This window comes from Pseudarthrobacter oxydans, assembly GCF_030812335.1.
Taxonomy (GTDB): Bacteria; Actinomycetota; Actinomycetes; order Actinomycetales; family Micrococcaceae; genus Arthrobacter; species Arthrobacter oxydans_B.
This window is the reverse complement of sequence record NZ_JAUSSN010000002.1, coordinates 238,658-265,606: the sequence shown is the minus strand read 5'-3', so window position 1 is coordinate 265,606 and position 26,949 is coordinate 238,658. Positions and strand designations below refer to the sequence as shown.

At 69.7% G+C, this 26,949-nt stretch carries 12 protein-coding genes; all 12 read left to right on the top strand.

The window, feature by feature from the left end; genetic code table 11:
- Nucleotides 1-120 precede the first annotated feature (120 nt).
- The 12 genes from J2W14_RS04360 to J2W14_RS04305 all read left to right on the top strand — a co-directional run bounded on the left by J2W14_RS04360 (nucleotide 121) and on the right by J2W14_RS04305 (nucleotide 26,924).
- Nucleotides 121-1,041 carry a biotin--[acetyl-CoA-carboxylase] ligase gene (locus J2W14_RS04360; RefSeq protein ID WP_307458896.1) on the top strand — a complete coding sequence of 307 codons (921 nt, stop codon included), beginning with the start codon at nucleotides 121-123 and terminating at the stop codon, nucleotides 1,039-1,041.
- Nucleotides 1,034-1,642, top strand: coding sequence for a PH domain-containing protein (locus J2W14_RS04355; RefSeq protein WP_307458894.1), 609 nt, complete (start codon nucleotides 1,034-1,036; stop codon nucleotides 1,640-1,642). The genes J2W14_RS04360 and J2W14_RS04355 overlap by 8 nt, the downstream gene beginning before the upstream one ends.
- Nucleotides 1,632-2,990: an adenylate/guanylate cyclase domain-containing protein gene (locus J2W14_RS04350; protein ID WP_307458891.1), complete on the top strand. Its 1,359-nt coding sequence runs from the start codon at nucleotides 1,632-1,634 to the stop codon at nucleotides 2,988-2,990. The genes J2W14_RS04355 and J2W14_RS04350 overlap by 11 nt, the downstream gene beginning before the upstream one ends.
- A gap of 155 nt (nucleotides 2,991-3,145) precedes the next feature.
- Nucleotides 3,146-9,316, top strand: a complete 6,171-nt coding sequence (locus J2W14_RS04345; RefSeq protein WP_307458888.1) for an Ig-like domain-containing protein — start codon at nucleotides 3,146-3,148, stop codon at nucleotides 9,314-9,316.
- A 177-nt stretch (nucleotides 9,317-9,493) separates the two neighbouring features.
- On the top strand, nucleotides 9,494-15,595 hold the full coding sequence (locus J2W14_RS04340) for an Ig-like domain-containing protein (protein ID WP_442512633.1): 6,102 nt from the start codon (nucleotides 9,494-9,496) through the stop codon (nucleotides 15,593-15,595).
- Between the two features lie 121 nt (nucleotides 15,596-15,716).
- Entirely contained in the window at nucleotides 15,717-16,694 is a 978-nt protein-coding gene (locus J2W14_RS04335; RefSeq protein ID WP_307458886.1) for an AAA family ATPase, read from the top strand.
- 120 nt (nucleotides 16,695-16,814) lie between these two features.
- Nucleotides 16,815-18,146: a DUF58 domain-containing protein gene (locus J2W14_RS04330; protein ID WP_307458883.1), complete on the top strand. Its 1,332-nt coding sequence runs from the start codon at nucleotides 16,815-16,817 to the stop codon at nucleotides 18,144-18,146.
- Nucleotides 18,143-20,707 carry a transglutaminase-like domain-containing protein gene (locus J2W14_RS04325; RefSeq protein WP_307458880.1) on the top strand — a complete coding sequence of 855 codons (2,565 nt, stop codon included), beginning with the start codon at nucleotides 18,143-18,145 and terminating at the stop codon, nucleotides 20,705-20,707. Before J2W14_RS04330 ends, J2W14_RS04325 begins: the two co-directional genes overlap by 4 nt.
- Nucleotides 20,704-22,245 (top strand): RDD family protein, encoded by a 1,542-nt coding sequence (locus J2W14_RS04320; protein ID WP_307458877.1) that lies wholly within the window; start codon nucleotides 20,704-20,706, stop codon nucleotides 22,243-22,245. The genes J2W14_RS04325 and J2W14_RS04320 overlap by 4 nt, the downstream gene beginning before the upstream one ends.
- Entirely contained in the window at nucleotides 22,242-23,303 is a 1,062-nt protein-coding gene (locus J2W14_RS04315; RefSeq protein ID WP_307458875.1) for a PP2C family protein-serine/threonine phosphatase, read from the top strand. Before J2W14_RS04320 ends, J2W14_RS04315 begins: the two co-directional genes overlap by 4 nt.
- Nucleotides 23,290-25,212, top strand: coding sequence for a hypothetical protein (locus J2W14_RS04310; RefSeq protein WP_307458872.1), 1,923 nt, complete (start codon nucleotides 23,290-23,292; stop codon nucleotides 25,210-25,212). Before J2W14_RS04315 ends, J2W14_RS04310 begins: the two co-directional genes overlap by 14 nt.
- Complete coding sequence (locus J2W14_RS04305) at nucleotides 25,209-26,924, top strand: serine/threonine protein kinase (protein WP_307458868.1); 1,716 nt, start codon at nucleotides 25,209-25,211, stop codon at nucleotides 26,922-26,924. The genes J2W14_RS04310 and J2W14_RS04305 overlap by 4 nt, the downstream gene beginning before the upstream one ends.
- Nucleotides 26,925-26,949 lie beyond the last annotated feature (25 nt).

Here is a 26,949-nt window from a genome sequence, read left to right as displayed (position 1 = left end):
TCGACGCCGGAAATCCGCGGCGTTTCGGTCCAACCCGCCGTTGGGGGCATTCAGAAGTGGGGACGCTCCTTCGGGCCGGTGTCGGAGCCGACGGCGGCGTAACTCGGTAGGATTCAAGGCATGGAAGCCGCGCAGGAATCCCCGGACCGTCCGCCCCTTGATGTGAACGCCCTCAGTGATGAGGTGTTCCTCTCCGCCAACGGCATTCCGCGGCTGACGGTGGTGGACTCCACCGGCTCCACGAACGCGGACCTGCTGCGCGGTGTCACCGAGGATCCCGCCGCGTACCCGGACCTCACCGTGCTCACCGCCGAATACCAGAGCGCCGCCCGCGGCCGCCTGGACCGCCACTGGGAATCGCCGGCCAAGAGCGCGGTCTCCGTCTCGCTGGTGCTGCGCCCGGTCAACGCCGAGGGACGCCCCCTGCCGACCCAGAGCTATTCCTGGCTCTCGCTGCTGGCGGCACTGGCGCTGCGCGAGGCGCTGCTGGAGACGGCCGGCATCCCGGCGGAGCTCAAGTGGCCCAACGACGTTCTGGTGCGCGGCCGGAAAATCGCCGGCATCCTGGCCCAGCTGGGCCCGATGGCCGGCGGCGCCGTGCCGCCCGTCGTGCTGGGGACCGGGCTGAACGTCACCCTCACCGAGGCCGAGCTCCCGGTGCCCACCGCCACGTCCGTCCTGCTGGAACACCCGACGACGGTGGACCGGACCGAGCTGCTCAAGAGCTACCTGTCCCGGTTCGCCACGCTCTACCGCAGCTTCTGCAACGCCGACGGCGATCCCGCCGCCGGGATGGCCGGCGGCCCCTCGCTGCACAAGCGGGTTGAGCACCTGCTGACGACGCTGGGCAAGCAGGTCCGCGCCCAGCTTCCCGGCGACCACGAACTTATCGGTCACGCCACCCGCCTGGATGACTACGGCTCACTCATGGTGGTCGACTCCGGGGGACACGAGCACGTGGTGACGGCCGGCGATGTGGTGCACCTGCGGCCCTGGACTCCTCCCGGCCAGAGTTCGGGTCACGAAAGCGGTTATGCGTAAAGAGCTCTTCCCGGGCGAGCAGGTGATTGTGGTGACCCGGCCGCAGCCCAGGACCCTGATTGTCCCGGCGCTGATGTTCATCGTGGTTCCGGCGCTGGCCGCCTACGCCAGCGCCTGGGTTGTGAAGGGCGGCCCCGCCCGGCTGGCCCCGCTGATCAAGGAGTCCACCAGGGAGTGGACGCCGTGGCTGATCGGGGCGTGCATTACGCTGGCAGCCTGGGTGCTGCTGGGCTATTGCCTGCCGAGAGTCATGAGCTGGCACGCCACCAAATACATCCTGACGAGCCAGCGGCTGGTGGTCCGGTACGGCATGTTGCGGCGGCGCGACCTGCAGGTCTCCCTGGCCACCATTCGTAATGTGGTCATCCATCAGTCGTTGCTACAACGCGTATTGCGGTCCGGGAATATATCCTTGGATACCGGGTACCCCTCCAGCACGGTGGTCCCCGACGTTCCGGAAGCGGCAACGTTCCGCAACTTCATCCTCGACGCCATTGACGACCTGCCGCAGGGCGGGGTCCTGGGCGCCGGGGGAGGGCCGTACAACGCCGACGGGGCCTGGCCTGACGAGACGAGAGAAGGTGGAAGAGATGAGCGCTGAGAACGTACGCCGCGAAGCAGGACTGCTGGCCGAGGAGCCGTCACACGTTTCTGATGCCTTCGTCGAAACCGCCAGCCTCGAAGCAGCCGTCCTCGATTCCATCGCCGAAGGCACGGATTACGCCGCGGACTCCGCCGCCGGTGAGCAGACCCGCGCGGAACCGGCTGAACCCGACGACGCCGATTCCGTGGACACCGACTCGGACCCGGCCGACGCCGGATTCGAGACGGAAACCAGTGTCGCTACCGACGCCGGACCCGCAAGCACCGCAGGCACGGCTGCCGCCGCGCCGCCCACCGGAACCATGTCCGCCGAACGCATTGCCCTGAAAGCCCTCGAACAGCGGCTGCTCGGCGGGGAACGCAAGCTCCGCCGCCGTGAAGTCGCGGCCGGCGCCGGACTGTCCCTGCTCTCCGCCCGGAAACTCTGGCGGGCCCTGGGCTTCCCCAACATCGGGGACGAGGACGTTGCCTTCACCGAACGCGACCAGGCTGCGCTGAACACGATCGTGGACCTGGTCCGCGCCGGCAAACTCACCGAGGAAGCCGCCATCTCCGTGACCCGCGCCATCGGCCAGATGACGGACCGCATGGTGGTCTGGCAGATCGAGGCCCTCGTCGAGGACATGGTCCAGAACCAGGGCGTCACCGACGCCGTGGCCCGCAAGCGGCTGGTCGGCGAACTGCCGTCCCTCGTGGACGCGCTCGAGGAAATGCTGCTCTACTCCTGGCGCCGCCAGCTCAACGCCGGCGTCCAGCGCCTGGCCGTGCGCGCCGAGGCCGGGCTGGCGTCCAGCGAGGAAGGCCGCGAAGGCGACGAGGATGACGCCCCGCTGCCGCTGGCACGGGCCGTCGGCTTCGCGGACCTCGTCTCCTATACGAGCCTGTCCCGCCGGATGAACGAAAAGACCCTCGCGCAGCTGGTGCAGCGCTTTGAGAACAAGTGTGCCGAGATCATCTCGGTGGGCGGCGGGCGCCTGGTGAAGACCGTCGGCGACGAGGTCCTGTACATCGCCGAGACCCCTGCGGCCGGTGCCGAAATCTCCCTCGCCCTCTGCCAGGCCTTCACCGACGACGAAATCCTGCCGCAGGCCCGGGTGGCCATGGTGTGGGGCCGCATCCTCTCCCGGCTGGGCGACATCTACGGTCCGACGGTAAACCTGGCGGCGCGGCTCACCGCGCTGGCGGATCCCGGGACGGTCCTGGTGGACTCGATGACCGCGGCCGCGCTGGAACAGGACGACCGCTTCGTCCTGCATCCGCGGCCGGCCGAGGACGTCCGGGGCTTCGGCGAAATCCACCCGGTGCAGCTGCAGCGCGGCAGCGGCCGCGGACTCGTTCTGGACTAACGGGCCCCTGAACTGCGCCGATGCCGTTCCCCTCGACGCGACGCGCCCGGGGTTTCTCTAATCGATAGCTAATATGCGATAGTCAAAGCTATCCGACACCAGCCAAGGCCGATGCCCCATGCTTGGATGCCGTGACTCTGGGGGACACCGCACACATGAAGACCTTTCTGTCAGCACTGCGGCCAAAAACCCGCCGACCGGGTGCGGCACGCCCTCTCACCGCCCGCCGCAAACGCTTCCTGGCCGGAACCGGCGTTGCTGCCGCCTCCGCGGTCCTCATCACCGGCGCCGTCATTTATCCGGGGTTTAAGACCACTGAGGTGGAGTTGAACGATGGTGGGGTGTGGGTGGTGTCGAAGTCGAAGAATGCGGTGGGGCGGTTGAATTATCCGTCGCGGGTGTTGGATGGGGCGGTGACGCCGGCGGGTACGACGTTTGATGTGTTGCAGGATGCCGGGACGGTGTTTGTGGATGACAGTGCTGGTTCGACGTTGAATCAGGTGTCGGCGGCGAACATGCGTTTGGGTGGGGATAAGAAGCTGCCGGGGTCCGCGGCGGTGAGTTTCGGGTCGCAGGTCATGTCGGTGACGGATGCGGCGAAGGGGACGGTGTGGGCGCTCTCGCCCTCGACGGTGAATGGTTTTGATGAGGAGAGTTCCGAGCCGGTGTTGACGGGCTCGGCCGGGACGGTGTCGGCGGTCGGGGCCGATGACCGGATTTACAGTGCGGATCCGAAGTCCGGGCAGGTCACGGTGACGGGGGTGGATGCCGGGGGTGCGGTCACGGATTCGACGGTGAGTTCCTGGGACGGGCTCAGGGGTGCCGGGGATCTGCAGCTGGCGGTGGTGGGGGACCAGCCGGTGGTGCTGGATGCGGGCCGGGGGAAGTTGTTCCTGCCGGGCGGGCGTGAGTTGGCGTTGGCGGAGGCGCGGGATGCGAAGCTGCAGCTCTCGGGTCCGGCGGCGGACGCGGTGGCGGTCGCGACGCCGAAGGCGCTGCTGCATCAGCCGCTGGATGGTTCGACGGCGAAGACGGTGACGTTCGGCGGGCAGGGTGTGCCGGCGGCGCCGGTGCAGCTGGCCGGGTGTGTGCATGCGGCGTGGTCGGGGGCGAACAAGTATGTCCGTGAGTGCGTCAATGATGCCGATGACAAGACGGTGGATGTGCCCAAGGCCAGTGCGTCGCCGTCGTATGCGTTCCGGGTGAACCGGGACCTGGTGGTCCTCAATGATGTGAATTCCGGCAATGTCTGGCTGGTGAACCAGAACATGCAGCTGGTCAACAACTGGGACGACGTCATCCCGCCCAAGCAGACCTCCGACGACGCGGACAAAGACTCCGCCGATGAGGTCCAGCAAACCGTCCTGCCGGACCGCACCAAACCCAACAGCGCCCCCGAGGCCAAGCCGGACAGCTTCGGCGTCCGCGCCGGCAAGACCACGATCCTCCCCGTGCTCGACAACGACACCGACCCCGACGGCGACATCCTCACCGTCCGGGCCCCCGACCCGGTCAAATCCGGACTCCTGGCACCGATCTACGGCTCCACCGGCTTCCAGGTCAGCGTCCCGGCGGACCAGACCGGCGCGGAGACCTTCAAATATTCGGCGGACGACGGGCGCGGGCTCTCCGCCTCCGCCGACGTCACGCTCACCGTCATCCCCGCGGGGGAGAACTCCGCGCCGCGGCAGAAACCCAACCGGAACACCTCCCTCGTGGTGCAGTCCGGCAAGCTCGTCACCCAGAACATCCTCCCGGACTGGATCGACCCCGACGGCGACGACCTTTACGTCGTCTCCGCCACCAGCAGCGACCCCCGGGACCAGGTCAAGGCCCGTCCCGACGGCCTGCTCAGCTTCCAGGATGCCGGCGCCGAGCCCGGCCGCAAGATCGTCACCGTCACGGTCTCCGACGGCCAGTCCAGCACCGAAGGCAAGATCACCGTCGACGTCCGGGCACCCGGCGCCCTGCCACCGATCGCCAACGCGGACCACCTCGTCGCCGTCGCCGGCGTGGACACCGTCATCGCCCCGCTCAAGAACGACTCCGATCCCCAGGGCGGAGCCCTGCGCCTCGCCCAGGTCACTCCCGACGGCAACTCCACCGCCACGATTGGCGCGGACCAGCAGACCTTCACGTTCAACTCCACCGCCCAGGGCGCCCACTACGTCACCTACCTCGTGACCAACGGCCCGGCCAGCGCCCAGCAGCTGGTCCGGGTCGACGTCGTGCCCGGCAACGGCGACGGCGCCCCGGTGGCGGTGCGGGACACCGCCCTGCTCCCCAGCGGCGGCAGCGTCCTCGTGGATGTCCTGGGCAACGACTCCGACCCCTCCGGCGGCGTGCTGGTGGTCCAGTCCGTCACCGCCGCCGACGGGCAGCCCGTGAGCGTCTCCGTCCTGGACCACTCGGTGGTCCGGATCACCGACATCCGCGCGCAGGGCCAGCTCAACGTCACCTACACCATCTCCAACGGCAAGTCCTCGGCCAGCGGCGAGATCGCCGTCCTCGTGGTCCCGGCCCCCGCCAAACTCCAGGCCCCGCAGGCCAAACCGGACGAAGCGACCGTGCGGGCCGGCGACGTCGTCACCATCCCCGTCCTCGAGAACGACACAGACCCGAACGGCGGGAAGCTGACCCTCGAACCGGTCCTCGCGCAGCAGCCCGACGCCGCCGACGGCCGCATCTTCCCCTCCGGCAACACACTGCGCTTCATCGCCGGCGAAGCGCCCAAAACCGTGTACGCGATCTACAAGGTCACCAACGACTCCGGACAGTCGGACTCCCAGCAGCTTACGATCCGGATCCAGGCCCGCGACGACGAGCGCAACACCCGCCCGGAACCGAAAAACCTGACCGCCCGCGTCGTGGCCGGCATGGTGGTCCGCATCCCCGTGCCCCTGGACGGCATTGATTCCGACGGCGACTCCGTCCAGCTGATCGGCGTCGACAAGGCCCCCGCCATGGGAACGGCCGTGGTCAAGGACGGCTACCTCGAATTCACCGCCACCGGCAACGCCGCCGGCACGGACACCTTCAGCTACCGCGTCCGGGACCGGATCGGCGCCGAAAACACCGGAACCGTCATTGTCGGCATCGCCCCGCCGGAAGCCAACAACCAGAAACCCATCGCGATCGACGACGCCGTCGACGTCCGCCCCGGGCGCAAGATCGCCGTCGACGCCCTCAGCAACGACTCGGACCCCGACGGGGACCCGATCAGCCTGGTCTCCAACGCCTTTGAGGCCCGCCCGGAACTGCAGGTGGAGGCAGCCGACGGCGGCAAGGTGCTCCTCACGGCACCCGGCACCGCCGGCAACGAGAGCGTCAGCTACAAGATCCAGGACGACAAGAAAGCCCAGGGCAGCGCGGTGATCCGCGTCCGGATCAGCCCGGACGCAGCCCTCAAGCTCCCGATCGCCAAGGACGACGTGGTCACGCCCGCGGAGACGCTGGGCAAGTCCGCCGTCGACGTCCCGGTCCTGAAGAACGACTCGGACCCCGACGGCGTCGCCTCCGAACTCAAGGTCTCCCTGCCGGACGGCAACCCGAACGCGCGCGTCGGAGGCGACGGCAACGTCGTCGTGGCCCTGGGCCCGAAGGACCAGCTGGTCCCGTACACCGTCACCGACGTGGACGGCCAAAGCGCGACGGCGGTCATCTGGGTTCCCGGGCAGGGCGAGCAACACCCCAGCCTGGCGCGCACCGACGTCGTGGAAGTGATGGCCGGCCAGGAAATCACCCTCGACCTGAACGAGTACGTCCGGGTCCGGGACGGGCGCACCCCGCGCATCACGCAGGTGGACAAGGTCCGCGTGCAGGGTGCCGCGACGGAGAACGTCGTGGCCGGGAACGGCTCCGCGCTGCGCTACGCCGCGCTCAAGGACTACGTCGGCCCCGGCTCCGTGACCTTCGAAGTCACCGACGGGACCGGCCCGGACGATCCGCAGGGCCTCACCTCGACCCTGAGCATCATCACCAAGGTCATTCCGGACCCGAACGCGAACCACCAGCCCACCTTCAGCGGCACCGATCTCGAGGTGCCGAAGGCCGAATCCGTCAGCCTGGAGCTCGGCAACCTCGCCAAGGACGTGGACTCGGGGGACCAGGAAAAGCTCAAGTTCGAGCTCGACGGCACCCTGCCGGACGGGTTCCGGGCCACGATTGAAGGCCAGACCCTCAAGGTCACCGCGGAGGCCACCATCACCGCGGGACGCCAGGGGACCATCCCGCTGAAGGTCACCGACGGCCGCTCCGAACCGGTCACGGCCACGGTGGCTACCACTGTCGTCGCCTCCAACCGACCCCTCCCGACGGCCAACGAGGACGTCATCGAGGGTGCCAACGCGGGCAGGACCGAGACCATCAACGTCCTGGCCAACGACTTCAACCCCTTCAGCGAGACTCCGCTGAAGATCATCTCGGCGACGGTCGAAACCGGCTCCGCCGCAGGCGCCCCGGCCGTGAACGGGGACTCAATCACGGTCACTCCCGCCGAGGGCTCCAAGGGCGTGATGGTGATCCGCTACACCGTGCTGGACAAAACCGAGGACCCCACGCGGCAGGCGAGCGGCAGGGTGCGCATCACGGTCCGGGACAAACCGGACGCCCCCTCGGCGCCGTCCGCGACGGACGTCCGCAGCCGCACCGCCGTGCTCAAGTGGGCCCCGCCCTCGGACAACGGCGCTGCCATCAGCAAATACACCGTCAGTTCGAGCGGCTTCAGCCAGGACTGCGCCACCACCACGTGCACGCTCAGCGGCCTGACCAACGATGTCAAGTACGTCTTCACCGTCACCGCCACCAATGAGGTGGGGGAGTCAGCGCCCTCGGCGGCGTCCAACGAAATCCGGCCCGATGAGAAGCCGTCCCCGCCGGAGGCCCCGACAGTCAAGGCCGGCGACAAGAACATGGTGATCAACTGGGCCCCGGCCAAGACCGAGGGCTCGGCCGTCAAGAGCTACAACCTGGAGATCTCCCCGCCGCCGGCCACCGGAATCGGCGTGAAGAACGGCGTCACCGGACTGAACTACACCTGGCCGGGACTGACCAACGGCGTGCGGTACAAGGTGCGTGCCCAGGCCGTCAACGAGCTTGGCCCGTCCGAGTGGGGGATCTACTCCGCCGAGGACAACCCCGCCGGGGTCCCGGCAGCCCCGGCGGCACCCACGACGGCGGTGGCCTCCGCCGTGGGCACCTCAAACCAGCTCAAGGTGAACTGGGCCGAACCGAACACCAACGGCGACGCGATCAAGAACTACTACGTCACCATGAGCGGCGGCGGCGGGGCCACCCAGACCCAGATGGTGGCCGGGACGGTCCGGACCGCGAACTTCACCGCGAACAACTCCGAGGCGTCCTACACGTTCACCGTCCAGGCCGAGAACAAGGCCGGCAAGGGCGCCGTCAGCGCAGCGTCGGCACCGCGCCGCGCCACCGGCAAGCTCTCGGCGGTCTCCGGCGTGAGCGCCACCGAGGCCAACACCGGCGGAGCGGGCCGGGCCGTGACCATCGACTTCCGGGAACTCACCGACGCGGAGCGCAACGGCTCGGCGGCCAATGAGGTCAGCTACACGTACCGGGCCAGCACCGGCCAGTCCGGCCCGATCAGGCCCGGGCAGACCGTGGGCGGGTTCACGAACGGGGCCGCGACGACCGTCACCGTGACCGCGAACTCCACCGTGGCGCCAAGCTCGGACGCCAGTACCGGGGCCGGCGCCACGCCGTACGGCGCGCCCGGAACCCCTTCGGCGTCCGGCCAGAACGGCGGCCAGAACCAGAAGTCACTCAGTTTCAGCTGGAGCTCGCCGTCAAGCTCGACCAACGACGTCGCCTCCACCCGGATCAACATCGACGGACGGGGCTGGGAAAACGTCGCCGCATCAGGAAGCCGGACGGTGAACACCGGCGGCTTCGACGAACGGCACACCATCCAGGTCCAGACGGTCAACTCCGTCGGGACCGGCGGGGCCGTTGCCACGGCCACGGCGCAGTCCGGGCCGGCCAAGACGAACTGGGACGCAGCGGTCAACGGCTACCGCACGTGCACGGACGCCCCTGCCTCCGGGCAGACCTCGTGGCGGTCGCCGATTGGCGCGGAACACACGTGCGATGGCGTGATCCGGAACTATCCGTGGGCCTACGGCTCCGACGGGTCCTTCACCGTCAACTGCTTCATATGGCGCACCGTGCCGGATGCCCGCGGCACCTACAAGTGGTACCGCATCAACTCGCATTCCGACGGCCGCTTTGTGGGCCGGACCATCCAGGTCGGCAACACAACCCTGGGTGAGCCCGAGGGGCATGGGATCCCGCAATGCGGCTGACTGGCGGAGGGCGAAGCAGGACTTCCCCGAGCGCGGCAGGGAAGTCCTGCCCATCGCACGCCCCCGGCATGTTCGGTAGGCTGTCGCGGGAAGTGAGGGCCTGGTCTCGGGTCCGCCACGGGAATCACAACGCCGTTCTGAAGGAAATCTGAAGCTGTGACACGTCTTTTCGCCACGCTGGGGTCCAGGAAGCCGGGCTCTGATCATCCGGGGTTCCACAAACGGCGCAACAAGTTCATCGCCGTCACCGCCTCCATCTCCGCTGCCGCGGTGCTGGTCACGGCTGCCGTCATTTATCCGGGGTTTAAGACCACTGAGGTGGAGTTGAACGATGGTGGGGTGTGGGTGGTGTCGAAGTCGAAGAATGCGGTGGGGCGGTTGAATTATCCGTCGCGGGTGTTGGACGGGGCGGTGACGCCGGCGGGTACGACGTTTGATGTGCTGCAGGATGCCGGGACGGTGTTTGTGGATGACAGTGCTGGTTCGACGTTGAATCAGGTGTCGGCGGCGAACATGCGTTTGGGTGGGGATAAGAAGCTGCCGGGGTCCGCGGCGGTGAGTTTCGGGTCGCAGGTCATGTCGGTGACGGATGCGGCGAAGGGGACGGTGTGGGCGCTCTCGCCCTCGACGGTGAATGGTTTTGATGAGGAGAGTTCCGAGCCGGTGTTGACGGGCTCGGCCGGGACGGTGTCGGCGGTCGGGGCCGATGACCGGATTTACAGTGCGGATCCGAAGTCCGGGCAGGTCACGGTGACGGGGGTGGATGCCGGGGGTGCGGTTACGGATTCGACGGTGAGTTCCTGGGACGGGCTCAGGGGTGCCGGGGATCTGCAGCTGGCGGTGGTGGGGGACCAGCCGGTGGTGCTGGATGCGGGCCGGGGGAAGTTGTTCCTGCCGGGCGGGCGTGAGTTGGCGTTGGCGGAGGCGCGGGATGCGAAGCTGCAGCTCTCGGGTCCGGCGGCGGACGCGGTGGCGGTCGCGACGCCGAAGGCGCTGCTGCATCAGCCGCTGGATGGTTCGACGGCGAAGACGGTGACGTTTGGCGGGCAGGGTGTGCCGGCGGCGCCGGTGCAGCTGGCCGGGTGTGTGCATGCGGCGTGGTCGGGGGCGAACAAGTATGTCCGTGAGTGCGTCAATGATGCCGATGACAAGACGGTGGATGTGCCCAAGGCCAGTGCGTCGCCGTCGTATGCGTTCCGGGTGAACCGGGACCTGGTGGTCCTCAATGATGTGAATTCCGGCAATGTCTGGCTGGTCAACCAGAACATGCAGCTGGTCAACAACTGGGACGACGTCGTCCCGCCCAAGAACCAGTCCGATGACCAGGACCAGGAGTCGGCGGACACCAACACCGTCAACGTCCTGCCGGACCGCACCAAACCCAACCGGCCGCCGGAAACCAAGCCTGACGCCGTCGGCGTCCGCCCGGGCCGCACCACCATCCTGTCCGTACTGGACAACGATTCGGACCCCGACGGCGACGTCCTCACCGCCTCGGTGGGCGACAACGGCCCGGCGTCCGGCAGCCTGGAGAACATCTACGGCGGCACCGCCTTCCAGATCACGGTCCCGGCCGACGCGAAGCCGGGCACCGAAAACTTTGGCTACAACGCCGCCGACGGCCGCGGCCTCTCCGCCGCCGGAAGCATCACCCTGAACGTCGTCGGCCCCGACGAGAACAGACCTCCCCTGTTCAAACGCGGCGAGCCCACCACCATGCTGGTGGAGCAGGGCAAAACCGTCAGCCAGAACATCCTCACCGACTGGACCGACCCCGACGGCGACGACCTCGTGCTGATGGAGGCCAAGGCCGACAACGACCAGGACCAGGTCAAGGTCCGCCGCGACGGCCTGCTCACCTACCAGGACTCCGGCGCCGCGCCGGGCAAGAAGTCCGTCACCGTGACCGTCTGGGACGGCCGCGCCACCAGCACCGGCAAGGTGACCGTGAACGTCCAGCCCCCCGGTGCCCTGCAGCCCGTGGTCAACGCCGACCACGTCACCGCCGTCGTCGGCCAGGACCTCGTGATCGCGCCGCTCAAGAACGACGTCGACCCCAACGGCGGCGCGCTGCGCCTGGCCCAGGTCGAAGCCGCCGGCACCGCCGAACTGGGTCCCGTGACCGACGGCGGAACCTTCACATTCCGCAGCAGCACCCCCGGCCCCATCTACCTGACGTACATCGCCAGCAACGGCCCGCAAAGCAGCCAGGGCCTGATCCGGGTGGACGTCGAGTCCGGCAAGGACGCCGGCAACCCCGTGGCCGTGCATGATGTCGCCCTGATGCCGGTCGGCGGCAGCGTGCTCCTGGATCCGCTGGCCAACGACTCGGACCCGTCCGGCGGCGTGCTGGTGCTGCAGTCCGTCCAGCTGCCCGAGAACGCGACCGCCTCGGTCAGCGTGATCGACCACAGCGTCCTGCGGATCACCGACGTCATCGGCACCAAGGACCCGTTCACCTTCCGCTACACCATGTCCAACGGCACCAAATCGGCCACCGGCAGCGTCTCCGTGGTCCCCGTCCCGGCGCCCGCCGTCGTCGAGGCCCCGCAGCCCAAACCGGACGAGGTGAACGTGCGGGTCAACGACGTCGTCACCATCCCGGTGCTGGCCAATGACACCCACCCCCAGGGCGAGAAGCTCAGCGTGGATCCCGTCCTTCCGCAGCCCGTCCCCGAAACGGACGGCAAGAGCTTCGTCTCCGAAAACACCCTCCGCTTCATCGCCGGCGCGGAACCCCGGACCGTCCGGGCGATCTACAACGCCGTCGACCCGCAGGGCCAGAAGAGCGCCGCGGCCGTCACCATCCACATCCTGCCGCTGGAGGGCGCGGAAAACTCCCGCCCGCAGCCGAGGAACCTCACCGCCCGTGTCGTGGCGGCCGGGTCCGTGCGGATTCCGGTGGAGCTCGACGGGATCGACCCCGACGGCGACTCCGTCCAGCTGACCGGGATCGACAGCACCCCGGCGATGGGCACCGCCACCGTGGGCAGCAACTTCATCGACTTCACGGCAGCCGGCGACGGCGCCGGCACGGACACCTTCCGCTACAAGGTCGTCGACCGGCAGGGCGCCGTCAACACCGGCACAGTGACCGTCGGCATCGCCCCGCGCGGGGACACGAACCAGTTGCCCACCCCGGTGGACGACGAGGTCAAGGTCCGCCCGGGACGGCAGATCGCCGTGGACGCCACCGGCAACGACACCGACCCCGACGGCGACCCGATCCGGCTCATCAGCGACGGCATCGAAGCCGCTCCGGAACTGCAGGCCACCGTCAGCAAGCAGTCTTCCCGCATCATCCTGCTGGCCCCGGCCGAGGAAGGCACCGTCAACGTGCGCTACTCCGTGGCGGATGACCGCGGCGCCATGGCGCAGGCCGCCATCGCCGTCAAGGTGCAGCAGGACGTGCCGTTGCAGGCCCCGATCGCACGGGATGACCGGGTGACCTCCGCCCAGACCCTGGGCAAGACCGCCGTTGACGTCCCCGTCCTGAAGAACGACGAGGACCCCGACGGCGTGGGCGAGAACCTCAAGATCGCCACCGACGCCAAAACCGCCCGGCCCGGCGCAGAGGGCACCATGATCGTGGAACTGACCGAACAGCCGCAGCTCATCCCGTACACGGTCGAGGACCTCGACGGCCAGAAATCCACCGCCATCATCTGGGTGCCGGGTGTCGGCCAGCAGGTCCCCACCCTGGCCAAGGACGAAGTGATCGAACTCGTCGCCGGGCAGTCCGTCACCGTTGACCTCAAGGAATGGGTCAAGGTCCGCGAGGGACGCTCGCCGCGCCTGACCCAGACCGACCGGATCAAACTGATCGGCGCCGACGGGTCAGACCCCGTGGCCGGCAACGGCACCGCCCTCAAATACACCGCAGGCCAGGACTACGTGGGCCCCGGCTCGCTCAGCTTCGAGGTCACCGACGGCTCCGGCCCGGATGATCCTGCCGGACTGAAGTCCACCCTCAGCATCCGCACCAGGGTGCTCCCGGACCCCAACCGGAACAACCCGCCGGTGCTGCTGGGCAGCCCGGTGGAGGTCCCCAAGGCGGACTCCACCACCACCGACCTCGCCAGACTGACCACCGACCCGGACGACGGCGACGTGGACCGGATGAAGTACGAACTGGCGGGCGGAGTCCCGGCAGGATTCGACGCCAGCATCGACGGCACGTCCCTGAAGACCTCCGCCAAGGACGGCACCGCCGCCGGAGCCACAGGAGCGGTCCAGATCAAGGCCACGGACCCCCGCGGGCTCGAAGCCACCGCGACCTACCAGCTGACCGTCACCGCCTCCAACCGGCCCAAGCCCGTGGCCAACGACGACGCCGAAGCCAACGCCGCCGCCGGCAAGCCCGTCACCGTGCGGGTGCTGGACAACGACGCCAACCCGTTCCCCGAGACGGCGCTGAAGATCGTCTCGGCCTCGACCGAAACCGGCCAGGGCTCCGCCGCCGTCACCGGGGACACCGTGACCGTGACACCGGCCGACGGGTTCTCCGGAACCATGATCGTGGCCTACACCGTGGCGGACAAGACCGGGGACGCGTCCCGCTATGCGACGGCCCGGATCCGGCTGACGGTCAAGGACAAGCCGCTGGCCCCGACCACGCCGCAGGCCGGGAGCGTGGGGGACAGCACCGCCCTGCTCAACTGGGCGGCCCCTGCCGACCGCGGTTCGGCCATCACCCGGTACACGGTCTACGGCGAGGGCGGCTACCGCCAGGACTGCCCGGCCAATTCCTGCACCCTCACCGGGCTGGCCAACAACTCCAAGTACCACTTCCAGGTCACGGCCACCAACGCCCTGGGCGAATCCGAGCGGTCCCCGGCCTCGGCCGAGGTGCGCCCGGACGTCAAGCCGGACACGCCGGCCGCGCCGGCCGTGAAGTTCGGCGACACCCAGCTGACGGTCACGTGGGCGGCCCCGGCGTCCAAGGGCTCACCGGTCAAGTCCTACGACCTGGAGATCTCCCCGGCACCGGCCGGGCAGAACGCCCAGATCCAGAACCTGGGCTCAGTGAGCTACGTCTGGAAGGGCCTCAAGAACGGCGTGGCCTACAAGGTGCGCGTCCTGGCCCGCAATGACGCCAAGGAACCCTCCGAATGGAGCGCCTACTCGGCGGCGGAAATCCCCGCCGGGGTGCCCGCCACCCCGGCGGCACCGAACGCGACGGCGGCGGGCTCGGTGGGCAGCCAAAGCCAGCTCAAGGTGAACTGGACGGCCCCGAACAGCAACGGCGACGCCATCTCCAGCTACACGCTCACCACCCTGCGCGGCGGGGCCGCCGTGGCAACGCAGAAGGTATCCGGCACCACCCAGAACGTGACCGTGGACAACTCGGAGGCGGGCTACACCTTCACCGTGTCCGGCACGAACAAGGCCGGCACCTCCGGAACGAGCGCCCAGTCCGCCGCGGTGCGCGCCGTGGGCAAACCGGCGATGGTCAGCCAGCCGTCGGCGACCCTGGTGGATACCGGCGGCGACGGCGGCAAGATCGACGTCCGCTTCACCGCCCTCACCGCCGAGCAGCGCAACGGTTCCAGCGCCGGTGAAATCACCTACAAATACAAGCTCACCTCCGGCGCCGGCAGCGGTAACATCCCGGCCGGAGGCGCGGTGGTGGCCGCCCCCAACGGGACCGCCACCGCCGTGGTGGTCTGGGCGGTCTCCTCGCGCAGCTCCAGCACCGGCGACGCCAGCCCCGCCTCAGCGTCGGTGAACCCCTACGGACTCGCCTTCGCGCCGGCCGTCACCGGAGCGAAAAGCAGTGGCGTAGGAGACAAGACCGTCTCCTGGACCTGGACCCAGCCCAACGGCAACGGGCGCCCCGTCACCGGCTACCAGTACCGCCTCGACGGCGCGGGAGGCTGGCAGGACACTCAGCAGCGCTCCTTCTCCAAAGGCGTGGGCTTCAGCGAGACACACACCCTGGAAGTCCGCGCCATCAGCGGCGGCCAGAACGGGCGGATCGGCCAAGACACCTCCCGCAGCGGTGCGGAGCCGCCGCCGCCGGTTCCGACGTCCCAGATCCAGGCGCACAACAGCACGTGCCCCGGCAAACCCGGCGAACCGGACACCTACAATCCGAGCGGCCCGTCGTGCGGCGTCGGCTGGGTCGAACGGACCGAAGGCAGGCTCACCATCAACTGCACCAAGGACATCTACGGCAACGGGACCCCCTGGTTCCGTGTCACCGAAGGCAGCCACCCGGGCTGGTTCGTCAAGTCCACCACCGTGGATCTTTATGGAACCCGGCCGGGCGGCTGCTGATGCGGGCACCGAGACTGACCCCCGGAGACAGCGGGACCCCCCGCCGGCGGCACACCCAGCAAGTTCACCCAGTACAGATTCATCCAGCACAGAATCACCCAGACCAGAAGAGGACCACCCCATGACCATGACCACCGAACAGGCCGAATGGTTTTCCGGCACCTTCGAGAAGCTCGTCGCCAACGTGGGCCAGGCCGTCCTGGGCAAGACCCACGTCATCCGGCTGACCTTCACCGCGATGCTCGCCGAGGGGCATGTCCTCTTCGAGGACGCCCCGGGCACCGGCAAGACCATGCTGGCGCGGGCCCTCGCGGCCACCGTCCAAGGCTCCAACAACCGCATCCAGTTCACCCCGGACCTGCTGCCCTCGGACGTCACCGGCGTGACCATCTACGACCAGAAGACGCAGAAGTTCGAGTTCCACAAGGGGCCGATTTTCAACAACATCGTCCTCGCCGACGAAATCAACCGCGCCTCGCCGAAGACCCAGTCGGCACTGCTGGAGGTCATGGAGGAATCCCGCGTCACGGTGGACGGCACCACCTACGAGGCCGGCCGGCCGTTCATGGTGATGGCGACCCAGAACCCGATCGAGCAGGCCGGCACCTACCGGCTGCCCGAGGCCCAGCTGGACCGCTTCCTGATCAAGACCTCCATCGGCTACCCGGACCACGCCTCCACGGTGCAGCTGCTCGGCGGCGCCAACCTCAAGGACCGTTCCAAGGTCCTCACACCGGTCATCACCACCCAGGCGATCGCGGACATGGCCGACCTCGCCGCCACGACGCATGTGGACACCGCCGTGCTCGAATACATCGCCCGGTTGTGCGAGGAGACCCGCAACGCCCCGGAAACCCGCCTCGGCGTCTCCGTCCGTGGCGCCCTCGCCATGGTCCGCGCCGCCAAGGTCTGGGCCGCCAGCCAGGGACGCAACTTCGTGCTGCCGGACGACGTCAAGGACCTGGCCGCCGTCGTCTGGACCCACCGCTTCGTGATGGACCCGGAAGCCGAATTCTCCGGCGCCACCCCCGAGGCGGTGCTGACTCGCGTCCTCGCCGCGGTCGCCGCGCCGCAGCAGCGTGCCGCCCTTGTCTCCTAGCACCGGGTCTCAAAACACCGGGTCTCCCAGCACCGGCTAGCAGGCCGCCAGCAGCACCGCCCGGCAGCACCGCCTGCCACACCGGCACCCCGAACACCCAGCACGAACAAAGGCACCCATATGTCCTCCAGCACTCCGCTGACCCGGCTTGCTGAACGCCTGCAACGGCCCTTCCACCGGGACGGCAGGCCCACCCGGCTGCATCCCGGCTCCCTCTGGACCGAGGCCGGAAGCACGGCAGGCCTGGCCCTCGCCCCGGCCTGGCGCGCCGCCCGGGCGCTGTGGCTGCGCTACGTGTGGCCTGTCCTGTCCGTGGTGAGCCTGCTGGGCTGGTTCGTGCTGGCCGCCTCGATCCTGCTCTGGACCGTCGGCCAGGCGTTCGGCTGGCAGGAGGCCAAGGCGGCAGCGATCGCCGCGTTCGTCCTGTTCGTGCTCGCCGTCGGCTTCATCCTGGGCCGCTCCTCCTACGGCGTCGTCCTGGATCTGGCGCGGACGCGGGTGGCGGTGGGGGACAGCGCCGTCGGCAGTATCGCGGTCTCCAACACCTCCGCCCGGCCCCTGCTGGCCGCGGACCTGGAACTCCCGGTCGGGGCCGCCACGGCGGTGTTCCACCTGCCCCGGATGAAACCCGGGCAGGTCCATGAGGACCTGTTCACCATCCCCACCGCGCGCCGGGCCGTGATTGTGGTCGGTCCGGTCCGTTCGGTCCGCGCCGACCCGCTGCACCTGCTGCGCCGCCAGGTGCTCTGGACCGAACCCGAGGACCTGTTCGTGCACCCGAAAACCACGGCGCTGGCCGGCTCGGCCGCCGGATTCATCCGCGACCTCGAGGGCATGCCCACCACGGACCTGTCCAGCGCCGACGTGTCCTTCCACGCGCTGCGCGACTACGTGCCGGGCGATGACCGGCGGCACATCCACTGGAAGACCACGGCCCGGACCAACAAGCTCATGGTCCGCCAGTTCGAGGAAACCCGCCGCGCGCACCTGGCCGTTTCGCTGTCCATCAACACGGACGAATACGCCTCCGAAGAGGAGTTCGAACTGGCCATCTCCGCCGCCGCCTCGATCGGACGGCAGGCCATCCGCGAGCAGCGTGACCTCGATGTGCTCACCCAGAAGGGCCCGCTGCGCTGCGAAACCGGCCGCAACATGCTCGATGACATGACGCGGATCGTCGGCGCGCCGCAGCGCAAGACCGCCGTCGACCTCGCCCGGAGCCTTGCGGACACCGTCCCCAACGCCTCCGTGGTGTTCCTGATCGTGGGCAGCAACGTCACCGCCACGCAGCTGCGCTCCGCCTCGGCCGCGGTGCCGCTGGGCGTGCGCACCCTCGCCGTCCGGCTCCAGTCCGGCGCCGCCCCGGCCCGGGCCGCCATCGGGGACCTTACCGTGCTGACCCTCGGCGACCTCTCAGACCTGGCCATCGTGCTGAAGAAGGCGGCAGCATGAGCACCGCAACCCCGCTCCGCTCCCGCAACCGCGCGGCAGCTGCGAAGCGTTCCGGCTTCACCGGCGGCCAGCCGCTCTGGCACCTCGGGCTCGACGCCGGTGCCCTCACCGTGCTCCTCGGCCTGGGCGTGCTCGGCTTCAGCCTCAGCTTCGGCGGCGACCCCTACTACCTCGTCGCGGGCTTCGGCGGCATCCTGCTCGGCCTGGCCCTGGCGGCGGCCGCGGTGCACTTCCGGCTCGGGCTCCTGATCACCGCAGCCCTGACCCTCGGGACATACCTCGTCTTCGGCACCGCCCTTGCCGTCCCGGAAGCCTCCTTCGCCGGGGTGCTGCCCACCCTCGATTCGCTGCGCACCCTGCTGCTCGGCGTGGTGTTCGCCTGGAAGGACATGCTCACCGTCGGCGTGCCGGTCGGCACCGCCGGCGGCACCCTGATTGTGCCGTTCCTGAGCTCGCTCCTCACCGCACTGGCCGCCGGGCTGCTGATCTGGCGGCTCAAGAGCCCGTACTGGCCGCTGCTGCCGGTGCTGGTCCTGTTCGTCACCGGCATCGCCTTCAGCACGAACGCCGGGTTCCTCACGGTCGAACGCGGCATCTCCCTCACCGTGGTCGCGATCGCCTGGGCCACCTTCCGCCGCGACGCGCTCCGCCGCAGCGACACCCGCAAGGTCTCCGTCAACCGGCTGGAGACGGACGAGGCCACCGCCCGGGCGGCCACGCTCCGCCGGCTGGGCACCGCCGCCGCGGTGATCGCCGTCGCCGTGGCGGTCACCGCCGTCGCGTCCCCGCTGGTCACCGCCAGCGACGACCGCCGCGTGCTGCGCAACACGATCGTCCCGCCGTTTGACCCCAAGGACTACGTGACGCCGCTGGCGAGCTTCCGCAACTTCGTCAAGGACAAAAAGGACGACAGCCTCTTCGTCGTCAAGGGCCTGCCCAGGGATGCCCGGGTGCGCCTGGCTGCGCTCGACTCCTTCAACGGCACCAACTACAACATGGACCCGAACGGCTCCGGCAGCTTTAGCAAGGTGGGCGACGCGAAATCCCTCAACACCCTGGCCGACTCCACCGGGATTGTGCCCAGCAACAACTACACCCTGGACATCACGATCGAGGACTACCAGGGCTACTTCCTGCCTGGCGGCCGCAAGACCACCGGCATCAGCTTCGCCCGCGACGGCTCCGGCGCCGCGTCCGGCCTGTACTTCAACGCCGGCACGGACACGGCCGTGACCACCAAGGGCCTGGCGAAGGGCGATGCCTACCGCGTCCAGGTAGCCGATCCCGCCACCCTGGAGCACGGTCAGCTGACGCAGTACGGCTTCGCGCCGATGTCCCTCCCGGACCCCGCCGAGGTGCCTCCCGTCGTCGGGTCCCAGGCGAACGACCTCGCCGCCGATGCCCCTACCGCCATTGACCGGGTGCGCCAGATCGAGGCGCACTTCCAGAAAAAGGGCGCCTTCAGCAACGGCCTGATCGCCGACGGCCAGCTGCCCAGCGTCTCCGGCCACGGCGCCAACCGCGTCCGGAGCCTGCTCACCGCCAAACAAATGCTGGGCGACGACGAGCAGTACGCCGTGGCGATGTCGCTCATGCTGCGCCACCTCGGCATCCCCTCCCGCGTGGTGATGGGTTTCTACCCGGATCCCAAGAGCCCGGAAAACGGCGCCGGCGAGGTCAAGATCACCGGCAAGGACGTCCACGCCTGGGTCGAGGTCGCCTTCGACCGCGTGGGCTGGGTGTCCTTCGATCCCACCCCGCCGAAGGACAATGTTCCGATCCCGCCGGATCCGGAGAACAAGTCCAAGCCCAAGCCGCAGGTGCTGCAACCGCCGCCGCCGCCGCAGGAGCCCGCGGACCTTCCGCCCGACTCCTCACCGGATGCGCTCGATGCCGACGAGAAGAAGAACAACCCCTGGCTCTTCTGGGGCCCCCTCCTCACGGCGGTCGGCCTGGCACTCATCCCGATCGCGGTCCTGGCGCTGCCGCTGCTGCTGATCGCCCTGCTCAAGTCCCGGCGCCGGAAGGCCCGCTTCAGCGAGGGCCCGCCGGCGCAGCGCGTCGGCGGCGGCTGGAACGAAGTGGTCAGCCTCGCGACGGACCTCGGCGCCGGGGTGGACAGCCGCGCCACCCGGCGCGAGTCCGCCGTCGTGCTCGCCGGTGCGTTCCCGGCCGCCGGCGGAAGCACCACGCTGCTCGCCCACCGGGCCGATGCGGCGATCTTCGGCGCCGGCCAGCCGAGCGAGGACCAGGTGCGGCAGTACTGGGAGACCGTGGACGGCTCGCTCAAGGAAATGACCGGAACGCTCGGCTTCTGGGGCCGGCAGCGGGCCCGGTTCTCGCCGCGCTCCCTGCTGGCCGACGGCCGGGCCGCGCTCACACTGCGGGGCCTCCAGCCGGGCCGGACCGGACAGCCCGGCCGGAAGCGCGCGGCGCCCGCCGCTCCGGAAAACCCTGCCGGTACAGTGGAGTCCGGTCCGCCGCCGGCGGCGCGCCTTGATGCTGCCGGCACCCCGGCCGACGCCAGCCAGACCGCTAGGAAGAACCGCAACAAGCCATGACCGACGACGCCGAGCTCTGCCCGCGCTGCCAGCAGCCGCTCCGCCGCGGGGCCGCTTTCTGCACCTCCTGCGGGACGCCACTGAGCAACCGTTCCGCGCGGAACGTCCGCAATGTGCGGGAGCTTCCCGCGGCCCGGGACCCGCAGGAGATCCACCCGCGGGGTCCCGGCGGCGCGGACGCCCGGAACCCCGCCGTCGGGCACCCCGGCCTGATCCCCGGTAGTATCCCGGTAACGCGGGGCCCAGCCACGGGCCGCGGACCAGGGGGAGGACCCGCCATGCGGAACAAGCTTGAACTGGTTCCTGCCGCTGCCGGAAAGCGGCTGGGGGCCGCCGTGCTGGACTGGCTCCCGCCGGTCACCATCCTGGCCATCCTGCTGGCGATCGGTTTCGCCGGAGTCACCAGGAGGCAAAGCGGGGGCTTCATCGTCTACGACACCTCGTCCCTGGTGCTGTTCGGCGGCGTCGGCGCGGGCCTCACCCTGGTCTACACAGCGGTTGCCGCCCCACTCGAGGCCCGTTCCGGCGCGACCCCCGGCAACCGGCTGATGGGCATCCGCAGCACGGATGCCGACGGCTTCGCCCCGGGCGGGGGAGCGGTGTTCCTCCGCGGCCTCATCACCGGCGCCGGCGTGCTGCTCGCCGTGGCCGCCGCCGCCGCGGTCGTGATCTTCCAATGGTTCGGCGTCGCACTCCTGGTGCTGGGACCGCTCCTGTTCCTGGGCGCGGCCTGGGCTGTCCTCGTAGTGCTCTCCAACACGTGGGACCGCAACGGCCGCCTCCGCGGCTGGCACGACACCGCCGCCAAGACCCTCGTCTTCGATGTCAAAGCCGGACGCAATCCGATCACCACCGGCGGCATCCAGGGCCCGTACAGCTTCGCGCCGATGGACCTCCCTCCGGTGCAGCAGGTCCTGTCGCCGCTGGCGGCGGGATCGGCCGCCGCAGCCGCCGCTCCTGCCGCCGCCACTGTTGCGCCGGTTGCGCCGGTTGCGCCGGCGGCTCCGGCGGCGCTCGATCCCAACCAGTGGCAGCCCGCCGCGGCGCCCGCGCCCGCCGTCGAACCCCGGCCCGTCGCCGGACAGCAGCCGGTTCCCCACGCCGCCTCGTTCGCGCCGCCCGCCGCGGCCCTCCAGCCGGGCACGCACCCCGACGACGACCACGACCGCACCCAGGTCCGGGGCGACACGCACGCCCCGGTCACCGTCGCGATGCTCCGGATCCGGCTGGACGACGGCCGCGACATCGAGCTGGACCGCAGCGTGCTGATCGGACGGAACCCCGCCGGACACCTCGGGGAGGACACCGCGCAGCTCGTCCCGGTCGCCGACCCCGGCCGGTCCATTTCCAAGACCCACCTGCACCTGCTTGCCGGAAACGGGGGAATCTGGGTCACCGACCGCGACTCCACCAACGGCAGCTCCGTCACCACCCCGGACGGTATCCGTACCGCCCTCGCGGCGGGGGAACCCACCCACGTCCGCCCCGGGTCCACCGTGCACTTCGGTGACCGCTCCTTCTACTTAGGACAGGCATGATTCCCCAGCCGGCCGCCGTTCCCACCCCAGCGAATTCCGATGCTGCCCCCGTGCCGGCCCCGGGCAGCCCCCCGGGCCTGCGGCTGAACGCCGGCTACGGCACGGACCGCGGCCTGCGCCGCGAAATGAACGAGGATTCCTTTATTGCCTCCGATCCCGTCTTCGCTGTCGCGGACGGCATGGGCGGGCACGAGGCCGGTGAGATTGCCAGCGGCATCTGCGTCCGCACGCTCGCCCGGATCCCGCAACTGGCCAGCGGCGGGCGGGACGCAACCGCCGGCGTCGTGCAGGAGCACCTGCTGATGGCCGACGAAAGCATCCGCGAGGCAACGGGCGCCCGCGCCGGGACCACACTGTCCGGCGTTGTGGTCGTGGAGCAGATGGGGGTCCCGTACTGGCTGGTCCTCAACATCGGAGACTCCCGGACCTACCGGCTCAGCCAGGGCAAGCTCAAGCAGGTCAGCGTCGACCACTCCGAGGTCCAGGAACTCGTGGACGCCGGACAGATCAGCCAGGCGCAGGCCGCCGTGCACCCGCGCCGCCACGTCGTCACCCGGGCCCTGGGCACCGGCGACGAGATCGAGGCCGACTATTGGCTGCTGCCCATCGAAGAGGGGGACAGGATCCTGGTCTGCTCCGACGGGCTCAACGGCGAACTCGACGACGAGCACATCTCCAATATCCTGCGCTCCCGGACCGACCCGCAGGCGGCCGTGGATGAACTTATCCAGGCGGCCCTGCGCAGCGGCGGCCGGGACAATGTCACCTGCATCGTCGTGGACGCCACGAATGTCAATAACGACGACGGCGCCGCCCGGACCGCGCCGCGCAGCGCCGCCGCCGCGGAGGACGAGGACACCCTGCCGCGGACCGATGCCCTGGACCTGGCGCCCAACGGGGAACAGATTTCCGGGGCCGGTGCGACACCGGTTGAAGCGCCGGCTGCTGAGGGAGCCGTTGCTGAAGGACCGGCTTCCGAAGGACAGGATTCCGCAGGACAGGTTTCTGATGGGCAGGTTTCTGAAGGACAGGGCAAGGACCCGAATGATGGCAAGTAACCCCGCCGCTGCTGCGCGCTACACACCCGGCAGCTGGCTCGGTGTGGTGCGCTCCGGAACCGTGGTGCTGCTGCGCCCGGACACCGCGCCGGCCCTGGTGGACTCACTGTGGGAGCTGCTGGCCACCGGCCCCGAGGCACACGAGGTGCTCGACGCCGTGTCGTCGGCCTCGGGCGGTTCGCTCGCCAGGCTGCCGTGGTTCGCGATCGTGGCACGCCGGGGCCCCATCCAGGTGTTCCTGCGCGGCGAGATCGACCTCACCGTGGACCTGCCCTCCGGCCCGTTGGAACTGAGCGGCCGGGAGGTCACCACCTGGGCGGAACGGCGCTTCGCGGCGGCCAACGGATTCAGCCTGACCGTCCCCGCTGCCGACACCGCAGGGAATTCCGGCGCCGCACGGACCTCCGGCGCCGCGGCGGACCTGCCCCTGGCTGACGGGGTTGTCCTGCTCCAAAGCCTGCGGGTGGACTTCACCGGTGCGGCCGTGCCGGCGGTTCCTTCGATCCCTGCCACGGCGGCCACTGCCGTTGTGGCCGATCCGGCTGCTTCGGACGCCGGGGCGGTGGCCGAAGCAGCAGCGACAGACGACGCTGCGGTGGACGACGAAGTCCTCGCGGCCGCCGAAGCAGACATCGCGGCCGAGCTCAGCGAGCACGGCGCCTCCGCGGAGACCGTGCTGGAGTTCCCCGATGGGGACCTCGAGCTGGACGGAACCCTGCACGGTGAACCGGAACCAGTCCCCGAACCTGAACCGGCACCGGCGCACGACGCCGAACCGGCAACAGCCGTGAGGGAACCAGAACCGTCCGCGGAGCAGCCGGCCGCGGCACCGGAGCCAGCCGAACAGGAGCCCACCGGCAGCTACGACCACCTCTGGGAACAGACGGTGATGCGCAACATCGAAGACGCCGCCGTCCGCGAGGACCCCGACGCCGAACCCGCCGTCGAGTCCGCCGCAGGCTCCACCAGCACCGGCTCCGCCAGCACCGAGCCCGCCGGCGCAGAGCCGGCTCCGGCCGACGCGCAGGAGGCCGCAGAACCCGAACCCGCCCCCGCCCCCGCGCCGGAACCGCCCGCGCCGGAACCGTCAGGACCGCCGCGCCCGGCGCTGCCCACCGGGCTGATCGACTCCGTCCCCTGGCACACCGGCGGCGACCGACGGTCCCAAGCGACCCAGGCGTCCCAGATGTCCCAGGCGTCCCAGGCGTCCCCGCCGGCGTTGGCGCCTGTGCCCGCGGCGGTCGCGGCGCTGCCGCCGTCGGCTCCGCAGCCGCCTGCCCTGCACCCGCCTGTCCTGCAACGTCCTGCCCTGCAACTGTCTGACCCGCAGCCCGAAGCGGATGCCGACCACGACGGCCAGACGATCATGAAGAGCGAGTTCGCAGGGGCAGGTCCGCGGCCGGCCGGCGCCCAGCGCCCGTCCACCGGAACGGCAACCGAACCGGCCACCGGGCCCATGGTGCTGGCCCGGGTCTGCCCGCAGGGCCACGCCAACCCCTCCACCTACTCCCAGTGCGGCCGCTGCGGCCAGCCGCTGCCCGGCGACGGCGTCCAGGTCCGGCGGCCCCGCCTGGGCCGGATGCGCCTGTCCACCGGCGAGCTGATCGATCTGGACCAGTCACTCATCGTGGGACGCCAGCCCTCGGTCTCGCGCGTCCAGGGCGCCGTGATGCCCAAACTGATCCAGGTGGCAAGCCCGAGCGGGGACATTTCCCGCTCGCATGTGGAGGTCCGGCTCGAAGGCTGGCACGTCATGCTGTGCGACCTCAAGGCCACCAACGGCACCGTGCTGGTCCGCGAGGGCCAGCCCCCGCGCCGGCTGGCCCAGGGCGAGATGGCGATCCTGCTCGACGGCGACATCGCGGAAGTCGGCGACGGCATCTCGCTGCGCTTTGAGGAGATCCCGTGAGTTCAAAACGGCCCGTAGCCCCGCCGCCAGTCATCCCGGGCTTCACCTACATCAGCCTGCTCGGCTCCGGCGGCTTCTCCGATGTCTATCTCTACGAACAGGACCGGCCGCGCCGCAAGGTGGCCGTCAAGGTGCTGCTCTCGGATCTGAAAACCGAAGGCGCCCGCCGCCGCTTCGAATCTGAAGCCAACCTCATGGCGCAGCTGTCCTCGCACCCGTACATCGTGACGATCTTCGAAGCCGAGATCACCGATTCCGGGCATTCCTACCTCGCCATGGAGTACTGCTCCCGGCCCAGCCTGGACGTCCGCTACCGGCGGCAGCGTTTCAGCGTGGACGAGGTCCTGGCCATCGGAATCCAGGTGGCGTCCGCCGTCGAGACCGCCCACCGGGCCGGGATCGCCCACCGGGACATCAAGCCCGCCAACATCCTGGTCACGGACTACAACCGGCCCGCCCTGACGGACTTCGGCATCTCCGGCACCCTGGCCGGGGACACGGACGAGGACGCGGGCATGTCCATCCCGTGGTCCCCGCCGGAGCAGTTCACCGGCCACCATGTCGACGGGGTCCTGGTGGACGTTTGGGCGCTCGGCGCCACGCTCTACACCCTGCTGGCCGGACGGTCCCCGTTTGTGCTGCCGGGGGCGGACAACTCCCAGCGTGAGCTGATCTCACGGATCACCAATCTGCCGGTGCCGAAACTGGGCCGCGCCGACGTGCCGGAATCCCTGGAACTGGCGCTCTCGACGGCGATGGCCAAGTCCGATTCCTCCCGCTACTCCTCGGCGCACGCCTTCGCGCTGGCCCTGCAGCGGATCCAGGCCGAACTGAACCTCTCCGTGACGTCGTTCGAAGTCCTGGAGGAGCCGCGGACCGAGGACAACCAGCCGGACGACGGCTTCGAGGAAACCAGGGTCCGCAGCGTCGCCGCGATCGATCCGGACGCCACCGGCAACGCCCCCACCTTCCCGGCCAGGTTCCCCGGCACGGACACGGGTTCCACTCCCGACAACGCCACGACCTTCAACAACGGCGCCCCTTTCAACAACGCAACTGCTCACAACCAGGCAACCGCTTCCAATGATTCAACGGTCCAGCGCCCGGCGCTGCCCGGCTTCGTTGCCCCCGGCGGCCGGACCGCAGGCGCCCCGGCCGGCGGCCGGAATCCCGCCATCCGTGACACCGCACCCGAGGACGACCTGGCGGCCACGGTCAACCGTTCCAGCGCGGCGGCTCCCGCCGGCGACGGGGACGAGGGTGCGGGGGAGCAGCCGGCGGGCCACGGCCGCCGCAAGCTGCTGCTCTCCATTGTCGGCGGCACCATCCTGGTGGCCGCCGTCGCCCTCGGGGTTGTGGCCGGCACCACCCGGCCCGAGCCGGCGCCGAAAGCCATGGACCAGGTCAGCAAACCGCCCGCGGACGCCCTGGACAACGGCACCGTGCCGGACGTCACCGGGCTCGCCGGGGCTGCCGGTCCGGCCGGGAAGGTCAGCTTCACCTGGACCAACCCGCAGCCGAAAACCGGCGACAGCTATAAATGGCGGGTCCACACGCTCAAAGGCGGAGGAGAGTACCAGTCGTCCGCCGGGCCGGCCGCTGAGATCGCGGCGAACCCGGCCGAACCCAGCTGCATCCAGGTCATGATCGTCCGCAGCGACGGGGCTTCCTCGCCGCTGGGCCCGGATTCCATCGCCTGCGTCCCGAACTAGCAGCACCAACGACTTTCCAGAAAGG